Source organism: Sandaracinobacteroides sayramensis, from assembly GCF_022014495.1.
In the GTDB taxonomy this organism is placed as follows: Bacteria; Pseudomonadota; Alphaproteobacteria; order Sphingomonadales; family Sphingomonadaceae; genus Sandaracinobacteroides; species Sandaracinobacteroides sayramense.
In genome coordinates this window covers 151,934-169,252 of sequence record NZ_JAKLSQ010000010.1, presented here as the reverse complement: position 1 = coordinate 169,252, position 17,319 = coordinate 151,934, and the positions used below count along the sequence as shown (strand labels likewise).

The window sequence follows — 17,319 nt, the reverse complement described above, 5'->3', positions numbered from 1 at the left end:
AGATGCCGCGCGTCACCTTCATCGACCACCGTGGCGGCTCGCGCGAGGTGGAGATCGAAAACGGCTCCTCGCTGATGGCGGGGGCCGTCACCGCCCAGGTGGACGGCATATTGGGCGACTGCGGCGGCGCCTGTTCCTGCGCCACCTGCCATGTGCATGTCGCCCCCGAATGGTTCGACCGGCTCCCGCCCCGCGGCGAGCATGAGGAAGCGATGCTGGAAATGGCACTCGACCCGGACGAAACCAGCCGCCTTTCGTGCCAGATCCTGCTCGCCCCCGAGCTGGACGGGCTTGTTGTAACCCTGCCGGAAAGCCAGATTTGATGTTGAAGCAGGCCGAGGACGCGACCGAACTCGATTATCCGAAGCCCGCGACAGGATGGCTCACCGTCGCCATCCTGTTCGTGCTTTATATCCTGTCGCTGACGGATCGGTACATCATCGCGCTGATGGTCGACCCGATCAAGAAAGACCTCGGCCTCTCCGACTTCCAGATCAGCCTGCTGCAAGGCCCGGCCTTCGCGTTGCTTTTCGCCATCTGCGCCATCCCGGTCGGCCTCGCGCTCGACCGCTGGAGCCGGCGCTGGGTGCTCTACATCTCGATCACCGTGTGGAGCATCTCGGCGGCGCTCTGCGGCCTCGCCAACAGCTTCACCACCCTCTTCTTCGCCCGCGCCGGGGTGGGCGCGGGCGAATCCGGCTTTGGCACCGGCGCCTATTCGATCATCGGCGACAGCTTCCCGCCGCACAAGGTGTCGCTGGCGATGTCGGTGTTCGTGATGGGCGGCGTGATGGGGGCGGGCATCGTCTTCCTGCTCGGCGGCCCGCTGGTCGCCGCCATCATGAAAGCCGGCCCGACCACATGGCCGATCCTGGGCACGCTGGAGCCCTGGCAGCAGATCTTCATTCTGACCGGCCTTCCCGGAATCGCGCTCGCCTTCCTCGTCTTCGTGTTCAAGGAGCCCAAGCGCCGGGCGAAAGCCCCAGTAGCCGGACAGGCCGAGGGACAGGTCGCGGGGCAGGTGCCGGGCTATGGCGAAGCGATCGGCTTCGTTCGTTCCAACGCCCGCCTGTTCACCGCCATCCTGCTCGGCTTCGGCATGACCTATGCCGTCACCATCGGCTTCCAGCTCTGGACCCCCACCTTCCTCGCCCGCGTGCATGGCTGGCAGCCGGCGCGGATCGGCGTGACGCTGGGGACCACCCAGATCCTCGCCGCCGCGACCCTGCCGCTGCACGGCCTCATCGTCGACAAGCTCTTCAAGTCCGGCCGCCGCGACGCCCAGCTCTTCTGGTGCATGCTGACGGTCGGTCTGGCGGTGCCGCTCGGCATTTCCGCCTTCCTGGTGAGCGACCCGATGGTCACCATCATCCTTTATGGCCTGTTCACCGCCTGCGTCATGTCGGCGGCCAGCATGGGGCCCGCCGTCACCCAGGTGGTGTCGCCGCAGGCGCTGCGCGGCCGCGTCTCCGCCATCTATGTGCTGCTGACCGGTCTCATCGCCATGGCCGGAGGCCCGGCGCTCGTCGGCCTGATCACCGACAAGGTGCTGGGCGACGAGATGCGCGTCGGCCATTCGCTGATCATCACCGTGCTGTTCGTGCTCATCCCGGCCGTCCTGCTGTTCGCCTGGGGCCGTGCCGGCCTCAAGCGGCGGATGGACGAGGCGGCGGCGGGCTGAGGGAGACTGCATATGTCGAAGCCGCTTCAAGTCGAACGCAAGCGCCTGCTGATCGGCGAGAACTGGGTGGACGCGCTTTCGGGCGAGACCTTCCCGACGCTCGATCCCGCCAACGGGCAGGTTCTCGCCCACATCGCCAGGGCCGCGCCGGCCGACGTCGATCTGGCGGTCGCCGCCGCCCGCAAGGCGTTCACCGGCCCCTGGAGCAAGCTGCGCCCGGCCGAGCGGCAGCGGCTGATCCTGCGCCTCGCCGACTTGGTAGACCGCGACGCCGAGGAACTGGCCGTCATGGACACGCTGGAAATGGGCCGGCCCATCGTCGATTCCCGCCGCGTCATTGGCATCGTCTCGCGCGGGCTTCGCCACTTCGCCGGCCTCGCCACCTCCATCCGCGGCGCCACCGCCCCCAACAGCCATCCGCTGGACCTGTTGAGCTACACGCTGAAGGAACCCGTCGGCGTGGTCGCGGCGATCATCCCCTGGAACGGCCCGCTGTTCAGCGCCGCCTGGAAGATCGCGCCGGCCCTCGCCACCGGCAGCACCGTGGTGCTGAAGCCGTCCGAGGAAGGCTCGCTCACCCCGCTGCATTTCGCCGCGCTCTGTCTGGAGGCCGGAATCCCGGCCGGCGTCGTCAATGTCGTCACCGGCTTCGGCGATGTCGGCGGCGCGCTGTCCGCGCATATGGACGTGGACAAGGTCAGCTTCACCGGCTCGCTCGAAACCGGGCAGAAGATCATCCAGGCGTCGGCCGGCAATGTGAAGCGGGTGACGATGGAACTGGGCGGCAAGTCCCCCAATATCGTCTTCGCCGACGCCGACCTCGATCTCGCGGCGCAAGGCTCGGCGATGGCGGTCTTCGCCAACAGCGGCCAGGTCTGCGCGGCGGGCACCCGGCTTTATGTCGAACGCTCCATCCACGACGAGTTCGTCGAGCGGGTGGCGCACCATGGCCGCCAGCTCCGCATCGGCGCCGGCATCGATCCGGAAACCCAGCTCGGCCCGATCGTCTCGGCGAAGCAGCTCGACCGCGTCACCTCCTATTTCGACATCGGCCGGCAGGAAGGCGCCCGCATCGTCTCCGGCGGCGAGCGCCTGTCCGACGCCGCCTATGCCTCGGGGAACTTCGTCACGCCGACGCTTTTCGCCGGCGTGCGCGACGACATGCGCATCGCCCGCGAAGAGATCTTCGGCCCGGTCGTCTCCGCCCTCCCCTTCGACACGCTGGACGAAGTGATCGACCGCGCCAACGACAGCCGCTTCGGCCTCGCGGCCGGCGTCTGGACCTCCAACGTCACCAAGGCGCATCAGGCGATCCGCCGGCTGCGCGCCGGCTCGGTCTGGATCAACCATTATATGGCGATGGATCCGGCCATGCCGTTCGGCGGCTACCGCATGAGCGGCTATGGCAAGGAAGGCGGCCTGGAGCATATCGAGGCCTATCTGGAAACCAAGGGCGTCTGGGTCCGCACGGCATGACGGCCCCCGCCACGGCCGAAGCCAGCCCGTCGCCGCCCGCGGAAACCCCCTATCCGCCCGCGCGCGTCGGCTGGACGGCGGTGGTGGTGCTGTTCTTCTTCACCGTCCTTTCCGTTCTCGACCGCAACCTGCTGACCTTGCTGGTCGGCCCGGTGAAGGCGGACCTCGGCGTCTCGGACGTGCAGCTGGGCCTGCTCTATGGCCTTGCCTTCGCCTTCTTCTACGCCGTCGCCGGGCTTCCGGCCGGCTGGATGATCGACCGCTTCGAACGCCGGCTGGTGATCTTCTGGGGCGTCATGGTGTGGAGCTTCGCCACGCTGATGACCGGCTTTTCCCGCGGCTATGCCAGCCTCTTCGGCGCCCGCGCGCTGGTCGGCGCTGGCGAGGCGGTGCTGGTGCCCGGCTCGCACTCGATGATCGCCGACCTCTTCCCGCGCGAGAAGCTGGCGACGCCGATTTCCGTTTCCGCCATGGGCATCAAGGTCGGCCAGGGCCTGGCGCTGCTGATTGGCGGCGCGCTGACGGCGCTGTTCGACCCCCACGCCGACTACACGCTGCCGCTGGTGGGCGAGATGCGCGGCTGGCACCTGATCTTCCTGGTGGTCGGCGCCCCCGGCATGCTGGCCGCCTTCCTCATCTTCCTGATCCCGGAACCCGCGCGCCGCATCCCGCCCCAGCGCAAGGCCGGCGAAGCCGGCTTCGGCGACTATTTCCAGTTCGTCCGCCGCAACCTGCGCTTCTACATCGGCCACCATCTGGGCGTTCTGGTCTATGGCGTGACGGCGCTTTCCATCATCACCTGGGCGCCGGCCTGGCTGTCGCGCGCGCACGGCTGGAGCGAAAGCCAGATCGGCCTGTGGCTCGGCACGGCGCTGCTGGTCGGCACCTGCGCCGGCATCCCGCTGCACGGCCTCATCGCCGACAAGCTCTTCGCGCGCGGCGTGCACGACATCCACATGCGCTACACCGCCATTTCCGCGATCGTCGGCCTGCCCATCGCCTTTGCCATCTTCAACGTCTCCGACCCGCGCCTCGGCGTCGTGCTGATCGGCCTGCTGCTGTTCGTGATCTCCACCTATGTCGGCCTCGCGGTCGCCGCCGTGCAGTCGGTGGTGCCCGGAGACCTGCGCGGCAAGGCGTCGGCGGTGATGCTGCTGGTGATCGGCATGGGCGCGCAGATTCTGGGCCCGCTCGGCGTGGCGCTGCTGACGGACCATTGGTTCGGCGATCCGCAGAAGGTCGGCTCCGCGATCCTCGCCTGCCTGATGATAGGCCTGCCGCTGAGCGCCGCCATCCTGTCGCTCACCCTCAGCCCGATGCGCCGCATGGTTGCCGAGGCCAAGGCCTGGTGAACGAAAAAGGGCCTGGCAAAGCCAGGCCCTTCATTCATGGCCGAAACGGCTTACTCCGCCGATCCGGTTTTCCACTCGGCGGGCACCATCTGGAAATAGGGCTGCAACTGCGTGGCCCGGAACCCCGGAACCGCCTTCGTCCCCTTGCCCACCACCAGCGTCGGCGGCGCGGCACCCGCATGGCGCGGCCAGTCCACCAGCCCCGGGCCATTGGGCGTGCCGCTGCGCACGAAGTTCATGAACTGCCCCATCATCAGCCGGTTCATCTCCGCCTCGCCCTGCTTGTCCTCCTTCGCCACTCCGAAGAGATAGGCCATGTCGGCGCAATGCGGCGCGCCCTTCGCGGTGCTGCCCTCGGGCGTCCAGTCGAAATTATAGGACCAGGCCGGGCCGCCCGAGCGCGCGGCCATATTGGCCACAGCCACGGTCGCGGAGGTGAAGATGAAATCCGTCTGCACCTGCCGCAGCAGTTCCGCATCGTCCAGCGGGCCATTCACTTCATAGGCCGGACGGAGCGCGTCGACGTCGACCCCGAAGCGATCCTTCAGCGTCTTCTTGTCGAAGCCCATCAGCCCGAAGATGCTCGCCTCGTCGCTGGTCGAACCGATCAGCATCGGCGTGCCGGCCGCGGCCCCCCTGGCATAAAGCGCGGGAATCTCATCCGGCAGAAGCACGCCATCGACCACCGCCCCGAAATTCGGCGGCCCGGAATCGCCTGCCAGCACCTGGGCGACGGAAAGGCCGCGCAAGCGGCCCAGCGCTGCCGCGTCCCTGCCTTCCACCCCGGTGCGGGCGGCGAATTCCAGCCCCTGCGTCTCGGCGACGGCAAGCGGCCGGGTGGCGTTGAACAACCCGCCGCCGGACCGCACGCTGGCTTTGTCGAACAGCCCGCGCGAAGCCGGGCCGACGACAAGGCTGTTGACGCTGGAACCGCCGGCCGAGCAGCCGACGATCGTCACATTGTCCGGGTCGCCGCCGAAGCGGGCGATGTTGCGCTGCACCCATTGCAGCGCGGCGATCTGGTCGGAAAGCCAGAAGTTCGCCGGCGTCGCGCCATTCGCCTCAGCCGAAAGCGCCGGATGCGCGAAGAAGCCCAGCCGCCCGATGCGATAATTGGGCGAAACCAGCACCACGCCTTCGCGCACCAGCGGCGGCGGGGCGCCATCCGCCGTCTCCATCATGTCCCGCCCGGAGCCGACGAAGAAGGCGCCGCCATGGATCGAGACCAGAACCGGCAGCTTCTTCGCCTTGGGGTCGGGGGTGAAGACGTTGACCGTCAGGCAATTCTCATCCTGCGGCGCGGCCTTGTCGCCGGGCCTCGTCGGCTGCGGGCAATCCGGCCCGAACCGCGTCGCGTCGCGCACCGGCTTCCAAGCCTTGGCCGGCTGTGCCGGCCGCCAGCGGAGGTCGCCGACCGGCGGCGCGGCGAAGGGGATGCCGCGAAACAGCGCCGCCCCTTTCGCCGCTTCGCCCCGAACGGGGCCAAGATCGGTCTCGACCACCGGCCCTGCGCCTGCGAGCAGCAAGCCCGCCAGCGCCACCGCCGCTGCGTGCCGCCGCGCCATCAGAACCGGAACCTCACGCCGGCGGTGAACGAACGGCCCACCGTGTCGTAAAGCGAGATGATCGTCGGCAGGTTCAGCCCCGGAATGGTGCCCGGCACCAGCGGCGGATCCTTGTCGAACAGGTTGTTGATGGTCAGGAATGTTTCCAGCTCGGCCTCCCCGTGCCGGATCTTCTTGCTCAGCGTCAGGTCCGTATACCAGACGGACTTGATGCGGGCTCCGTTGAAGTCGTTGAAGGCTTCGGGGCTGCCGATGTCCGAGCCACCGATATATTGCTGCGTCCAGAACAGGCCGAAGCCGCTCTTTTCCCAACCGACGTTCAGCGTCCCGCGCCATTTCGGCCGGCCGATCGGCTGGTTGCCGCTGGAGCTGTAGCCGGAGAATTCATAGACCGGAGCGCCACTGAACTGCTGCGTGCGATAGCGCTCCAGCCAGGCGAGATAGAGCCGCGTCGAAAGCGTGCCGCCGCCCAGCTCCGTGCGATAGGAGGCGTCGATGTCGATGCCGCTGGTTTCCAGCGCCGCGATATTGGCGGGGGCCAGGCGGATCAGGCTGGGGAAGCTCGTGGGGCTCGGCCGGGTGATCAGCGCGCACTCCGGCGCTGTGCCGCCGCTCGCCTGGCAGTTGTTCACGATCTGCCCGGCGCCGAGCGTGCCGATGGCCCCGTCGATCTTGATCCGGTAATAGTCGACCGAAAGGCTGAGCCCCGGCGCGAACGAGGGCGTGAAGGCGCCGCCCACCGTCCAGGTCTTGGCGACTTCCGGTTTCAGCAGCGGGTTGCCGCCCTGCACCTGGTTCACATTGCCCTGCGTGTCGGTGACGGGATCGTAGACCAGCCCGATCGAGCTCTGGTCGCCGGCGAACAGGTCGAAAAGGGTCGGCGCGCGAATGTCGCGGGAAACCGTGCCGCGCAGCAGCAGGTCGGAAACCGGCCGCCAGGTGCCGCCCAGCTTCCAGGTCTTCACCGTGCCGCTGGTGCTGTAGTCGGTGATCCGGCCGGCGGCGTTCAGTTCCAGCGACTGGAAGAAGGGAACATCCTTCAGCACCGGCACATTCACTTCGGCGAAGGCTTCCTTCACATTCACGCTGCCTTCCGCCTCGCCGACGTTCGTCAGCCAGAAGAACAGCGCGCTCGACGAAACCCCGCGAAGCCCGGCGAACCAGGCGTTGCGCTCGGCTTCCGTGTCCAGAAGCGCCGGGTTGGCGTTGCTGGTCAGGCTGAGTTTCTGCCGCCGCCATTCGCCGCCGACCGCGATGTCCACCGGCCCGGCCGGCAATTCGAACAGCGAACCCTGAAGCGAAGCGATCGCCGAATCCTGCCGGATGTTCGCGCGATAGCTGGAAGTGCCGGTGGCATAGGCATAGCCGTCCGGCGTCTCCAATATGCCGTTCTGGCCTATGATGTTCAGCGGCCGGCAGTCGGCGAACCTCGCGCGGATGGCGGGATCCGGGTCAAGCGTCGGGCGGCAGACGATCTGGCCGGACCCGTCGCGCACCGCGTCGATCGCGGCATAGGCCTTCTGCCAGTCGTAAACGCCGGACTGGTCCATCCGGTGCCTGGAATCGCCATGGGTATAGGCGACATTCCATTTCCAGTCGCTTCCGAACGAGCCTTCGAGCCCCCCGGTCGCCATCCAGAAATCCGTGCGCTCCTCGGTATGGGGCTTGGCGCCGCCGCCATTGTACATGCCGACGGTGATGAAGCTGCCATCGGCCATGGCATCGTTCACCGCCGAAGGCAGGAAGGGGTTGTCCTTGTAGAGCGGGGCGTTGGTCGTGCCGGTCCAGCTGTTCGCGAGCGACGTGTAGTTCAGCTCGCTCCGGCTCCAGTTCCCCTGCGCATAGGCGGTAATCGACGGGGAGAAATCATAGCTGACCCGGCCGAACAACTGCGTGGTCTTCAGCGGCGCGATGGTGGTCACGTCGTTCGGAATGGCATAGCCGTCGCCGCCGGAACTGAAGATGGGCGATCCGGTGGGGGTGCCCGGGTTGAACGGAACCAGCCCGCCCTCGCGCGTGAAGCGATGGTTGAGATAGGCGAAGTCGCCCCCGCCCGAATAGCCGAGGATCAGCCCGTCGTCGGCGGCAACGGTCAGGCGGCCGTCAGGATAGACCTTGTAGGGATTGGCGCTTCCCCCCGGGTTGCAGACGCTCGCCGGCTGGCCGGTCGGCGGCACGCAGTTCCGCGTCGAGCCGGCGAAGATATGTCCGCCCCGCCCGATTTCGCGCTCGTTGCGCAGCATGCCGTCGTTGTTCGAATGCTCGGCGCTCAGCAGGATATGGCCGGCCTTTTCCGGGCCGAAGCGGAATCCGCCGGCCGCGCCGATCCGGTAGTTGGCATTGTCCCCGCGCTGGGAGATGCCGGTCTGCGCAAGGCCGGTGATGCCCTCGAACTTGCGGTTGAGCACGAAGTTCACCACGCCGGCCACGGCATCGGAACCATAAGCGGCGGAGGCGCCGCCGGTCACGATGTCCACCCGCTCCAGCAGCAGGTTGGGCATGATGTTCACGTCGACGGCGCCGGTGAAGGTGGTCGGCGGCGTGCGCACGCCGTCCAGCAGGATCAGCGTCCGGTTCCCGCCCAGGCCGCGCAGGTTCAGGATGTTGCCGATGGAGGCGGTGTTGGCGAAATTCTGCGTGGAACGCGACGGGCTCGACGATTGCGAGAATTGCGGCAGGCGGTTCAACGCATCGGGCGCGCTGCTGGGCGTCGAGCGCATCAGATCGTCCATCCGCGCGACCGTCACCGGCGTCGGCGCGGTATAGCCGTCGCGCACGATGCGCGAGCCGGTCACGACGATGTCGCCGCCACCCAGTGCCGTCTCGTCCGTTTCAGCAGGCACCTGATCGCCTTGCGAAGCGGCATCCTGTGCCAGCGCAACGGCAGGATACAGCACAGAGGCACCAAGCAGCGCGACGAAAAGCCGACAGGCTCTCATATTTCTCTCCCCGGAATGTTAGGCGCTTTTCAAGCGTTAATATTGCTCTTGTGGGCAAATTTATATGAGGCCAAGCTTGGCTGTCAATCGACCGATCGCTGCAATGTTACATGCTGGTGCAAGAAAGCCACAGTTGAGAGGCCAACGTCCGTTGCGCCTTCCTCCCATCCGGAAACCCCGCCTCCCTGCGTCCGCGCCAATCACTTAACCTGCCAAAACTATCCCCATGTGCAAATATTGCTGGCCCAATCCCGGCGTTTCTCATATGGGTAGTTTGGAAGCTATTCGCTGGAATCGGCGGAATCGGCTTGAAAAATGCAAAGGGATGAGGGGCTGGTTTTTGGCGCACGCAAAAACTGTTGAGCAGCGCGAGCAAATATGGTCGGACGACCCCACTGCCTTTCGCGCGCAGGCGGCCGAGTGGATCGCGGCGAACTTTCCGCCGCAGCTCAAGGGGTGCAATCCACTCATTTTCCAGAATGACGCCGATGCGGCCGCGGCAGACGCGGATTTTGAGCTCTGGCGCGAGCGCGTTGCGGCCGCCGGCTTGGGAATGCCGCATTGGCCGAGGCGATATGGCGGCGCCGGCCTGACGGCCGAGCAGGCAGATATCATTCGCCTGGAACTGGCGGCGGCGGGCGCGTTCAACCCGATGCGCTCCAACGGCACGATGATGCTGGGGCCGACGCTGATGGAATATGGCACGGAGGAGCAGAAGCTGCAGCATCTGCCCTTCATCGCCTCGCACGAACGCCGCTGGTGCCAGGGCTTCTCCGAGCCGGGCGCCGGCTCCGACCTCGCCTCGCTGAAAACCCGCGCCGAGGATCTGGGCGACCATTTCCTGGTGAACGGCCAGAAGATCTGGACGTCGGGCGGCGACCAGGCCGACTGGTGCTTCTGCCTCGTCCGCACGGACAACAGCCGCAAGCAGGGCGGAATCAGCTTCCTGCTGATCGACATGAAGTCGCCCGGCGTCGAAGCCCGGCCGATCGTCCTCATCAGCGGCTCCACCCATTTCTCGGAAGTGTTCCTGAGCGACGTGAAGGTGCCCAAGGCCAATCTGGTGGGCGAGGTCAACCAGGGCTGGAGCATCGCCAAGCGCCTCCTCACCTTCGAGCGCGGCGGCCTGACGGAAGGGCGCGGCGAAGCGCCGAGCCTGGCGCCGCTGGCGCGCGAATATGTGGGGGCCGATGCCGAAGGCCGAATCGCCGATCCCGACCTTCGCGGCCGGCTGATCCGCAACGCGCTGCGCAGCGAAGCCTATAATCTCACGCTGAAGCGCCATGCGGCGGACGCCGCCGCGCAGCAGGCCGGCCCGATTCCCATTTCGGCGATCAAGAATCTCGGCTCCGGCGTGGCGCAGGAACGCTCGGAACTGCTGATCGAGCTTCTGGGCTGGCGCGGCCTCGGCTGGGAAGGCGAAGGCTATGCGTTCGCCGAACTGGAAGCGACCCGCGCCTGGCTGCACAGCAAGGCCTTCTCCATCTACGGCGGCAGCTACGAAGTGCAGAACAACATCACGTCCAAGCGCGTGCTTGGCCTTCCGGATCAGGGATAACCGCAGATGGCCGTGCTGAGCGAAGAACAGATCATGCTGCGCAACATGGGCGTGGAATGGGCGCGCGACCGCGCGTCCGTCACCGTCCTGCGCCAACTCTATGATGGCGAAAGCGTCGGCCAGAACCCCGACATCTACGCCGAAATGGCATCCATGGGCTGGACTGGCATCCTCATCCCCGAAAGCCATGGCGGCTCCGATTTCGGCGCCCTCAGCCTCGGCCTGCTGCTGGAGCAGCTTGGCCGCACGCTGCTGCCGTCCGCGCTCTGGAGTTCGGCGCTGGTGGCGGCCACCGCGCTGAAGGCCGGCACCGAGGCGCAGCAGGCGCGCTGGCTTCCCGGAATCGCCGACGGCTCGGTGATCGCCGCGCTGGCGACCCCCCATGGCGGCTTCCCGGTTCCGAACACCCCCTCGATCACGGCAAGCATCGAAAGTGACGGCTGGCGGCTGTCCGGCCGCGTCGGCCCGGTGCCGGACGGCATGCTGGCGCACCTCTTCATCCTTTCGGCGGAAACCGAAAAGGGAACCACGCTGTTCCTGCTTCCGGCGGACAGCCCCGGACTTTCGCGCCGCGCGCTGGCGCAGATCGACGCGCGCGCGCCGGCGATCCTCGAACTGGACGGTGTGGCGATCGAAGCGCAGGGTCTGCTGGCAGGCCCGGAAAATGCTGCGCAAATCCTCGAGCATGTGCTGGATTGCGCCCGCGTCGGCCTTGCCGCCGAAATGCTGGGCTCCGCGACACAGGCTTTTGAAACCACGCTGGAATATCTGAAGGTCCGCGTGCAGTTCGATCGGCTGATCGGCTCCTTCCAGGCGCTGCAGCACCGCGCGGCCTGCATGTTCCAGGAACTTGAGTTGCTGCGCTCCGCCGTCGAATCGGCGCTTGCAGCAATCGACGCGCAGGACGCGGACCTTCCGGCGAAGGCGTCGGCCGCCAAGGCGCTGGCGGGGGAAATCCTGAACGCCATTTCCAACGAGATGGTGCAAATGCACGGCGGCATCGGCATGACGCACGAGCATGACGCCGGCCTCTATCTGAAACGCGCGCGCGTCGCCGACCAGTTGCTCGGCAACGCCGCCTATCACCGGGAGCGTTGGGGCCGCCTGCGCGGCTTCTGAACCGCCGGACAATCGAGGGGAGAGACATGCAGTCGCGGGAAATCCATCTGAAGCGGCGCCCGGTGGGCGAGCCGGTTGCGGAAGACTTTGCCGAAATGCTGGTAGACGTGCCGGAACCCGGCCCGGGCGAAGTCCGCGTCCGCAACAAATGGATGGCGGTGGACCCGGCGATGCGCGGCCGCATGAGCGACGCCAAAAGCTATGTCCCCCCCTTCCGCCTCGACGCCGCCATGGAAGGGCCGGCGATCGGCGAAGTGGAATCCTCGAATGACCCGGATTTCGCCCCCGGCGATCTGGTCTTCTCCCGCCTCGGCTGGCGCGAAGCCTTCACCGCCCCCGCCTCGGCGCTGCGCAAGCGCCCCAGGGGCGACCTGCCGTCCGAAGCCTGGCTCGGCTATGCCGGCTCCACCGGCCTCACAGCCTATGCCGGCCTGCTGCGCATCGGCGGCCTGAAGCCGGGTGACGTGGTGTTCGTTTCGGCGGCGGCCGGCGGCGTCGGTTCGCTGGTGGCACAGATCGCCAGGCTGAAGGGCCATAAGGTCATCGGCTCGGCCGGTGGCGCCCGCAAGGCGGCGTTCCTGCGCGACACCCTCGGCCTCGACGGCGTCATCGACTATCGCGAGGAACCCAGCCTGACGAAGGCGCTGGCCCGCGAGGTGAAGGCGCTCGGCGCGGACGGTATCGACCTTTATTTCGACAATGTCGGCGGCGACCATCTGCAAGCGGCGCTCGCCGTCGCCAACCCGCACGCGCGTTTCGCCATCTGCGGCATGATCTCGCAATATAATGTCACCGACAAGCCGACAGTGCCGCGCAACCTCACCCAGATCATGGTGAAGAAGCTGACGCTGAAGGGCTTCATCATGTCGGACCATCTCGATCTCGAACCGCATCTGGTCGCCGACATGACCGCCTGGCACAAGGCCGGGCTGCTGAAGGAAGTGAACAGCGTGCAGGAAGGAATCGGCCACGCGCTCGACGCCTTCCACGGCCTGTTCAAGGGCGAGAATCTCGGCCGTTCGCTGGTGAGGCTCTGATGTACGGATTGTTGAGCGGTTTTCGCGTGGTGGAAGGCGCCGCCTTCGTGGCGGGGCCGTCGGCCGGCCTGCATCTGGCGCAAATGGGGGCGGAGGTGATCCGTTTCGATGCCATCGCCGGCGGCCCGGATTACCGCCGCTGGCCGCTGGCGCCGGACAGCAACGACAGCCTCTATTGGGAAGGGTTGAACAAGGGCAAGAAGTCGGTTGCGATAGACCTTTCCAAACCGGAAGGCCGGGAACTGGCCGTCGCGATCATCACCGCGCCGGGCGAGCAGGCCGGCCTCTTCCTCACCAACCAGCCGGTGAAGGGCTGGCTCGCGCACAAGTCGCTGGCCGGGCGCCGGGCCGACCTCATTTCCTGCCGCATCATGGGCTGGGCCGACGGCTCACCCGCCGTCGACTATACGGTGAACGCCGCCGTCGGCGTGCCGATGATGACCGGCCCGGCCGACGATCCGCGCCCGGTGAACCATGTGCTCCCCGCCTGGGATCTGCTGGGCGGCGCCTATGCCGCCTTCGCTCTGGTTTCGGCGATCCTGCGCCGGCAGCGCAGCGGCGAAGGCGCGGAAGTGCGCGTGCCGCTCTCCGACCTCGCCTCCACCTCGCTCGGGCATCTGGGGCAGGTGGCGGAGGCCATGTTCCTGGGCGACCGCCCGCGCATCGGCAACGATCTCTACGGCGCCTTCGGCCGCGACTTTCTGCTGGCGGACGGCAACCGCCTGATCGTCGTCGCCATCACCCCGCGCCAGTGGAGCGGGGTGATAGAGGTGCTGGGAATCGGCGAAGGCGTGAAGGGCCTCGAAGCCGAACTGGGCGTCGATTTCGCCCGCGACGAAGGCGCCCGCTTCTCGCACCGCGCCCGCCTGTTCCCGCTGTTCGAAGCGGCCTTCGCCACCCGCACAGCCGCCGATCTCGGCCCGCTGTTCGACGCCGGCGGCGTGACCTGGGGCCGCTACCGGAGCCTGAAGGAAGCGGTGGAAAACGACCCGCGCCTGTTCCGCGACAACCCGCAGTTCCAGACACTGACACACCCCAGCGGCCTCACCTACCCGGCTTCCGGCCCGGCCGGCACCCTGTTCGGCGAAAACCGCACCGACCTGAAGCCCGCCCCGCGCCTCGGCCAGCACACGGACGAGGTTCTGGCCGAGCTTCTGGGTCTCGACAGCGGCGCCATCGGCCGGCTGCACGACGAAGGAATCGTGAAATGACATTGGCCGCGGACGACATCGCCCATTGGCAAAGCTGGACCGGCCGCAGCGAAAGCCGCAGCGAACGTCTGGACCCGGAAGCGCTCCGCCGCTTCGCCGCCGCCATCGGCGAGCCGCTCGACGTGCAGTCGCACTTCCCTTCGCTCGGCCATTGGGGCTGTTTCCTGCCGGTGGCCGAAGATGACGGCATCGGCCCGGACGGCCACCCGAAGCGCGGCGGCTTCCTGCCGCCCGTCAGCCTGCCGCGCCGCATGTTCGCCGCCGGAGAGCTGCGCTTCGAAGCCGACCTCATTCCCGGCGAGGAGGCGACTCGCCAGTCGCGCATCCTCGATGTCACGCACAAATCCGGCCGCAGCGGCGAACTGATCCTCGTCGAGGTGGAGCATGCGATCGCCCAGCAGGGCATGAACCGCATCGTCGAGCGCCAGACCATCGTCTACCGCGAGGCCGGCGCCACCACCCCGCCCGTCATCGCGGCCGAAGGCATCGGCCGCGATGCCGACATCCTCTGGCAACCGAACGCGGTCCACCTCTTCCGCTTCTCGGCCGTCACCTTCAACAGCCACCGCATCCATTACGACCTGCCCTACGCCACCGGCGAGGAACAATATCCCGGCCTGGTGGTGCACGGGCCGTTCACGGCGGCCCGGCTGTTCGGCCTCGCCCGCGAGGCCGGCCGGCTCAGCCGCTTCACCTTCCGCGCGCAGGCACCGATCTTCGCCGGCCAGCCCGTGCGCCTGCGCAAATCGGCGGAAGGCGTGGAGGCCATCCGCGCGGATGGCGCCACCGCCATGGCCGCCACCTTCGAATATTATCCATAAGCGAATATTACCCATAGGTGCATTTTTATTGACGCCATGGGAAGGCGCGGGTTACAGCCCTGCTGTCGATTGAGAGGACTGTCGGCACAGCAGGGCCTTCGCTAGAAGGCCGGGCCTGACAACCGGCCTGGGGAGAATGGGATGGACGCCGAGACCTTTGGACTGTTCGTGGAAAGCGTTCGCCGCTTCGTCGACGAAAGGCTGATTCCAGCCGAGGACAGGGTCGAGGAAGACGACGCCATCCCGGCCGAGATCGTCAATGAAATCCGGGAAATGGGCCTGTTCGGCCTGTCGGTCCCGGAAAGCTATGGCGGCATCGGCTGCACCATGGCGGAAGAAGCCGCGATCATCAGCGAGCTGACCCGCGCTTCCGTCGTCTATCGTTCGCTGATCGGCACCACCGTCGGCATCGGCAGCCAGGGCATCGTCATCGACGGCACCGAGGCGCAGAAGAACGAATGGCTGCCGAAGATCGCGGCGGGCGAAGCCATCGCCAGCTTCGGCCTGACCGAGCCCGAATCCGGCTCGGACGCCGCCTCGCTGCGCACCCGCGCCGTGAAGGACGGCGACAATTACCGCATCACCGGCACCAAGCGCTACATCACCAACGCCCCGCGCGCCACCTTCTTCACGCTGATGGCCCGCAGCGAAGCCGATGTGGCGGGCGCCAACGGCATCTCCGCCTTCATCGTCCCCGCCGATACACCGGGCATCAGCTTCGGCAAGAACGACAAGAAGATGGGGCAGAAAGGCTCCATCACCTGCGACGTCATCCTGGACGATGTGGTGGTGCCCGCCGCCAACATCATCGGCGGCGTCCCCGGACGCGGTTTCAAGACGGCGATGAAGGTGCTGGACCGCGGCCGCATCCACATCGCCGCCGTCTCGCTCGGCATGGCCCGCCGCCTCGTCGAGATGAGCCTCGCCTATGCTGTAGACCGCAAGCAGTTCGGCCAGACGATCGCCAGTTTCCAGCTGGTGCAGGCGATGCTGGCCGACAGCCAGGTGGACCTCCTCACCATCGAGGCGCTGCTGAAGTCGGTCGCCGCCCGCTACGATGCCGGCGAGTCCGTCAGCCTCGAATGCTCGGCGCTGAAGCTGCACGCTTCGGAAGCCGTCGGCCGCATCGCCGACCGCGCCGTGCAGATCTACGGCGGCGCCGGCTACATGGCCGAATATAAGGTGGAGCGCTTCTACCGCGATGTGCGGCTGCTGCGCATCTACGAAGGCACCACCCAGATCCAGCAGACGATCATCGCCAAGCAGATGATCCGCCGCGCCCAAGCCTGAACCGGGAGACAGACCAGATGCGCCGCGCCGCTATCGTTTCGCCCATCCGCACCGCCGTCGGCAAGTTCCAGGGCTCGCTCGCCCCGCTGCAGGCCGGCGATCTCGGCGCCGTGGTGCTGAAGGCCCTGGTCGAGCGCACCGGAGTCGATCCGGAGCGGATCGACGATGTCGTCTTCGCCCAGGGCTATGGCAATGGCGAGGCGCCCTGCATCGGCCGCTGGTCGGCGCTGGCGGCCGGATTCCCGATCGGCATTCCCGGCATGCAGCTCGACCGCCGCTGCGGCTCCGGCCTGCAGGCGATCATCGACGCGGCGATGCAGGTGCAGACGGGCGCCGCCGATCTGGTGGTCGCCGGCGGCGTCGAAAGCATGTCGAACGTCGAATATTATTCGATCGACCACAGGGCCGGCGCCCGCTCCGGCTCGACGACGCTGCACGACCGGCTGACGCGCGGCCGCGTCATGTCGCAGCCGGTTTCGCGCTTCGGCGTCATCACCGGCATGATCGAAACCGCGAACAATCTGGCGACCGACTGGAACATCAGCCGCGAGGCGAGCGACGCCTACGCCGCCCGCAGCCACCAGCGCGCCGCCGCCGCCTGGGCCGCCGGCAAGTTCGACGACGAGCTGGTGCCCGTCGCCGTGCCGCAGCGCCGGGGCGACCCGCTGCTGTTCGCCAGGGACGAAGGCATCCGCGCCGACGCCACGGCGGAATCGCTGGCGGCGCTGAAGCCGCTCGAAAAGGGCGGCGTGGTCACCGCCGGCAACGCCAGCCAGCAGAATGACGCGGCGGCCGCCTGCTTCGTCGTCGCCGAGGACAAGCTCGAAGAACTGGGCCTTCAGCCCACCGCCTGGCTGCACAGCTGGGCCGCCGCCGGCTGCGAGCCGTCGCGCATGGGAATCGGCCCGGTGCCGGCGGTGGAGAAGCTCTTCGCCCGCTACGGCCTCGGCTGGAACGACATCGACCTCGTCGAGCTGAACGAGGCCTTCGCGCCGCAGGTGCTGGCGGTGCTGAAGGGCTGGGGCTGGTCGGACGACGACGGCCGCCACGACATTCTGAACGTGAACGGCTCGGGCATTTCGCTGGGCCACCCGATCGGCGCCACCGGCGGGCGGATTCTCGCCAATCTCACGCGCGAGCTGCATCGGCGCGGCGGCCGCTATGGCCTTGAAACCATGTGCATTGGCGGCGGCCAGGGGCTGGCCGCCGTGTTCGAGCGGGCGTGAAGCCTGTGTTCATCGGCACGGACCAATAAGCGGGGCATGGAAGA

General features: G+C 67.4%; 13 protein-coding genes. 11 read left to right on the top strand and 2 right to left on the bottom strand.

All coding sequences use genetic code 11. From position 1 onward, the window contains the following. Nucleotides 1–2 precede the first annotated feature (2 nt). The 4 genes from L6Q21_RS08995 to L6Q21_RS08980 are packed head-to-tail and all read left to right on the top strand — an operon-like array spanning nt 3 to nt 4,509. Nucleotides 3–323, top strand: a complete 321-nt coding sequence (locus L6Q21_RS08995) for a 2Fe-2S iron-sulfur cluster-binding protein (protein ID WP_237830409.1) — start codon at nt 3–5, stop codon at nt 321–323. After that, complete coding sequence (locus L6Q21_RS08990; protein ID WP_237830408.1) at nt 323–1,681, top strand: MFS transporter; 1,359 nt, start codon at nt 323–325, stop codon at nt 1,679–1,681. The genes L6Q21_RS08995 and L6Q21_RS08990 overlap by 1 nt, the downstream gene beginning before the upstream one ends. Before the next feature lie 12 nt (nt 1,682–1,693). Beyond that, complete coding sequence (locus L6Q21_RS08985) at nt 1,694–3,157, top strand: aldehyde dehydrogenase family protein (protein ID WP_237830407.1); 1,464 nt, start codon at nt 1,694–1,696, stop codon at nt 3,155–3,157. Then, the gene (locus L6Q21_RS08980) at nt 3,154–4,509 is read left to right on the top strand and encodes an MFS transporter (protein ID WP_237830406.1); all 1,356 of its coding nucleotides are present in this window, start codon (nt 3,154–3,156) and stop codon (nt 4,507–4,509) included. The genes L6Q21_RS08985 and L6Q21_RS08980 overlap by 4 nt, the downstream gene beginning before the upstream one ends. A gap of 50 nt (nt 4,510–4,559) precedes the next feature. Here L6Q21_RS08980 and L6Q21_RS08975 read toward each other — a convergent pair whose 3' ends face one another. Together L6Q21_RS08975 and L6Q21_RS08970 are read right to left on the bottom strand one after the other, a co-directional pair. Beyond that, nucleotides 4,560–6,074 (bottom strand): carboxylesterase/lipase family protein, encoded by a 1,515-nt coding sequence (locus L6Q21_RS08975; RefSeq protein WP_237830405.1) that lies wholly within the window; start codon nt 6,072–6,074, stop codon nt 4,560–4,562. After that, nucleotides 6,074–8,917 carry a TonB-dependent receptor plug domain-containing protein gene (locus L6Q21_RS08970; protein ID WP_237830404.1) on the bottom strand — a complete coding sequence of 948 codons (2,844 nt, stop codon included), beginning with the start codon at nt 8,915–8,917 and terminating at the stop codon, nt 6,074–6,076. The genes L6Q21_RS08975 and L6Q21_RS08970 overlap by 1 nt, the downstream gene beginning before the upstream one ends. 421 nt (nt 8,918–9,338) lie before the next feature. Here L6Q21_RS08970 and L6Q21_RS08965 point away from each other — a divergent pair, with 421 nt between their 5' ends. From L6Q21_RS08965 to L6Q21_RS08935, 7 genes are all read left to right on the top strand, one after another. Continuing rightward, the gene (locus L6Q21_RS08965) at nt 9,339–10,571 is read left to right on the top strand and encodes an acyl-CoA dehydrogenase family protein (protein WP_237830403.1); all 1,233 of its coding nucleotides are present in this window, start codon (nt 9,339–9,341) and stop codon (nt 10,569–10,571) included. Nucleotides 10,572–10,577: 6 nt separating this feature from the next. After that, a complete protein-coding gene (locus tag L6Q21_RS08960) occupies nt 10,578–11,690 on the top strand; it encodes an acyl-CoA dehydrogenase family protein (protein ID WP_237830402.1) in 1,113 nt (370 codons plus the stop codon). A gap of 26 nt (nt 11,691–11,716) precedes the next feature. Then, on the top strand, nt 11,717–12,727 hold the full coding sequence (locus tag L6Q21_RS08955; RefSeq protein WP_237830401.1) for an NADP-dependent oxidoreductase: 1,011 nt from the start codon (nt 11,717–11,719) through the stop codon (nt 12,725–12,727). Beyond that, on the top strand, nt 12,727–13,938 hold the full coding sequence (locus L6Q21_RS08950) for a CoA transferase (RefSeq protein ID WP_237830400.1): 1,212 nt from the start codon (nt 12,727–12,729) through the stop codon (nt 13,936–13,938). The genes L6Q21_RS08955 and L6Q21_RS08950 overlap by 1 nt, the downstream gene beginning before the upstream one ends. Further along, nucleotides 13,935–14,759 (top strand): HTD2 family dehydratase, encoded by an 825-nt coding sequence (locus tag L6Q21_RS08945; protein ID WP_237830399.1) that lies wholly within the window; start codon nt 13,935–13,937, stop codon nt 14,757–14,759. Before L6Q21_RS08950 ends, L6Q21_RS08945 begins: the two co-directional genes overlap by 4 nt. Before the next feature lie 141 nt (nt 14,760–14,900). Continuing rightward, nucleotides 14,901–16,049 carry an acyl-CoA dehydrogenase family protein gene (locus L6Q21_RS08940; protein WP_237830398.1) on the top strand — a complete coding sequence of 383 codons (1,149 nt, stop codon included), beginning with the start codon at nt 14,901–14,903 and terminating at the stop codon, nt 16,047–16,049. 17 nt (nt 16,050–16,066) lie between these two features. Beyond that, the gene (locus L6Q21_RS08935) at nt 16,067–17,275 is read left to right on the top strand and encodes an acetyl-CoA C-acetyltransferase (protein WP_237830397.1); all 1,209 of its coding nucleotides are present in this window, start codon (nt 16,067–16,069) and stop codon (nt 17,273–17,275) included. Nucleotides 17,276–17,319 lie beyond the last annotated feature (44 nt).

What these genes read in the sequence shown, in the direction of transcription:
- L6Q21_RS08995 (WP_237830409.1), top strand. Translation starts at nt 3, where the DNA reads ATGCCGCGCGTCACCTTCATCGACCACCGTGGCGGCTCGCGCGAGGTG.
- L6Q21_RS08990 (WP_237830408.1), top strand. Translation starts at nt 323, where the DNA reads ATGTTGAAGCAGGCCGAGGACGCGACCGAACTCGATTATCCGAAGCCC.
- L6Q21_RS08985 (WP_237830407.1), top strand. Translation starts at nt 1,694, where the DNA reads ATGTCGAAGCCGCTTCAAGTCGAACGCAAGCGCCTGCTGATCGGCGAG.
- L6Q21_RS08980 (WP_237830406.1), top strand. Translation starts at nt 3,154, where the DNA reads ATGACGGCCCCCGCCACGGCCGAAGCCAGCCCGTCGCCGCCCGCGGAA.
- L6Q21_RS08975 (WP_237830405.1), bottom strand. Translation starts at nt 6,074, where the DNA reads ATGGCGCGGCGGCACGCAGCGGCGGTGGCGCTGGCGGGCTTGCTGCTC.
- L6Q21_RS08965 (WP_237830403.1), top strand. Translation starts at nt 9,339, where the DNA reads ATGAGGGGCTGGTTTTTGGCGCACGCAAAAACTGTTGAGCAGCGCGAG.
- L6Q21_RS08960 (WP_237830402.1), top strand. Translation starts at nt 10,578, where the DNA reads ATGGCCGTGCTGAGCGAAGAACAGATCATGCTGCGCAACATGGGCGTG.
- L6Q21_RS08955 (WP_237830401.1), top strand. Translation starts at nt 11,717, where the DNA reads ATGCAGTCGCGGGAAATCCATCTGAAGCGGCGCCCGGTGGGCGAGCCG.
- L6Q21_RS08950 (WP_237830400.1), top strand. Translation starts at nt 12,727, where the DNA reads ATGTACGGATTGTTGAGCGGTTTTCGCGTGGTGGAAGGCGCCGCCTTC.
- L6Q21_RS08945 (WP_237830399.1), top strand. Translation starts at nt 13,935, where the DNA reads ATGACATTGGCCGCGGACGACATCGCCCATTGGCAAAGCTGGACCGGC.
- L6Q21_RS08940 (WP_237830398.1), top strand. Translation starts at nt 14,901, where the DNA reads ATGGACGCCGAGACCTTTGGACTGTTCGTGGAAAGCGTTCGCCGCTTC.
- L6Q21_RS08935 (WP_237830397.1), top strand. Translation starts at nt 16,067, where the DNA reads ATGCGCCGCGCCGCTATCGTTTCGCCCATCCGCACCGCCGTCGGCAAG.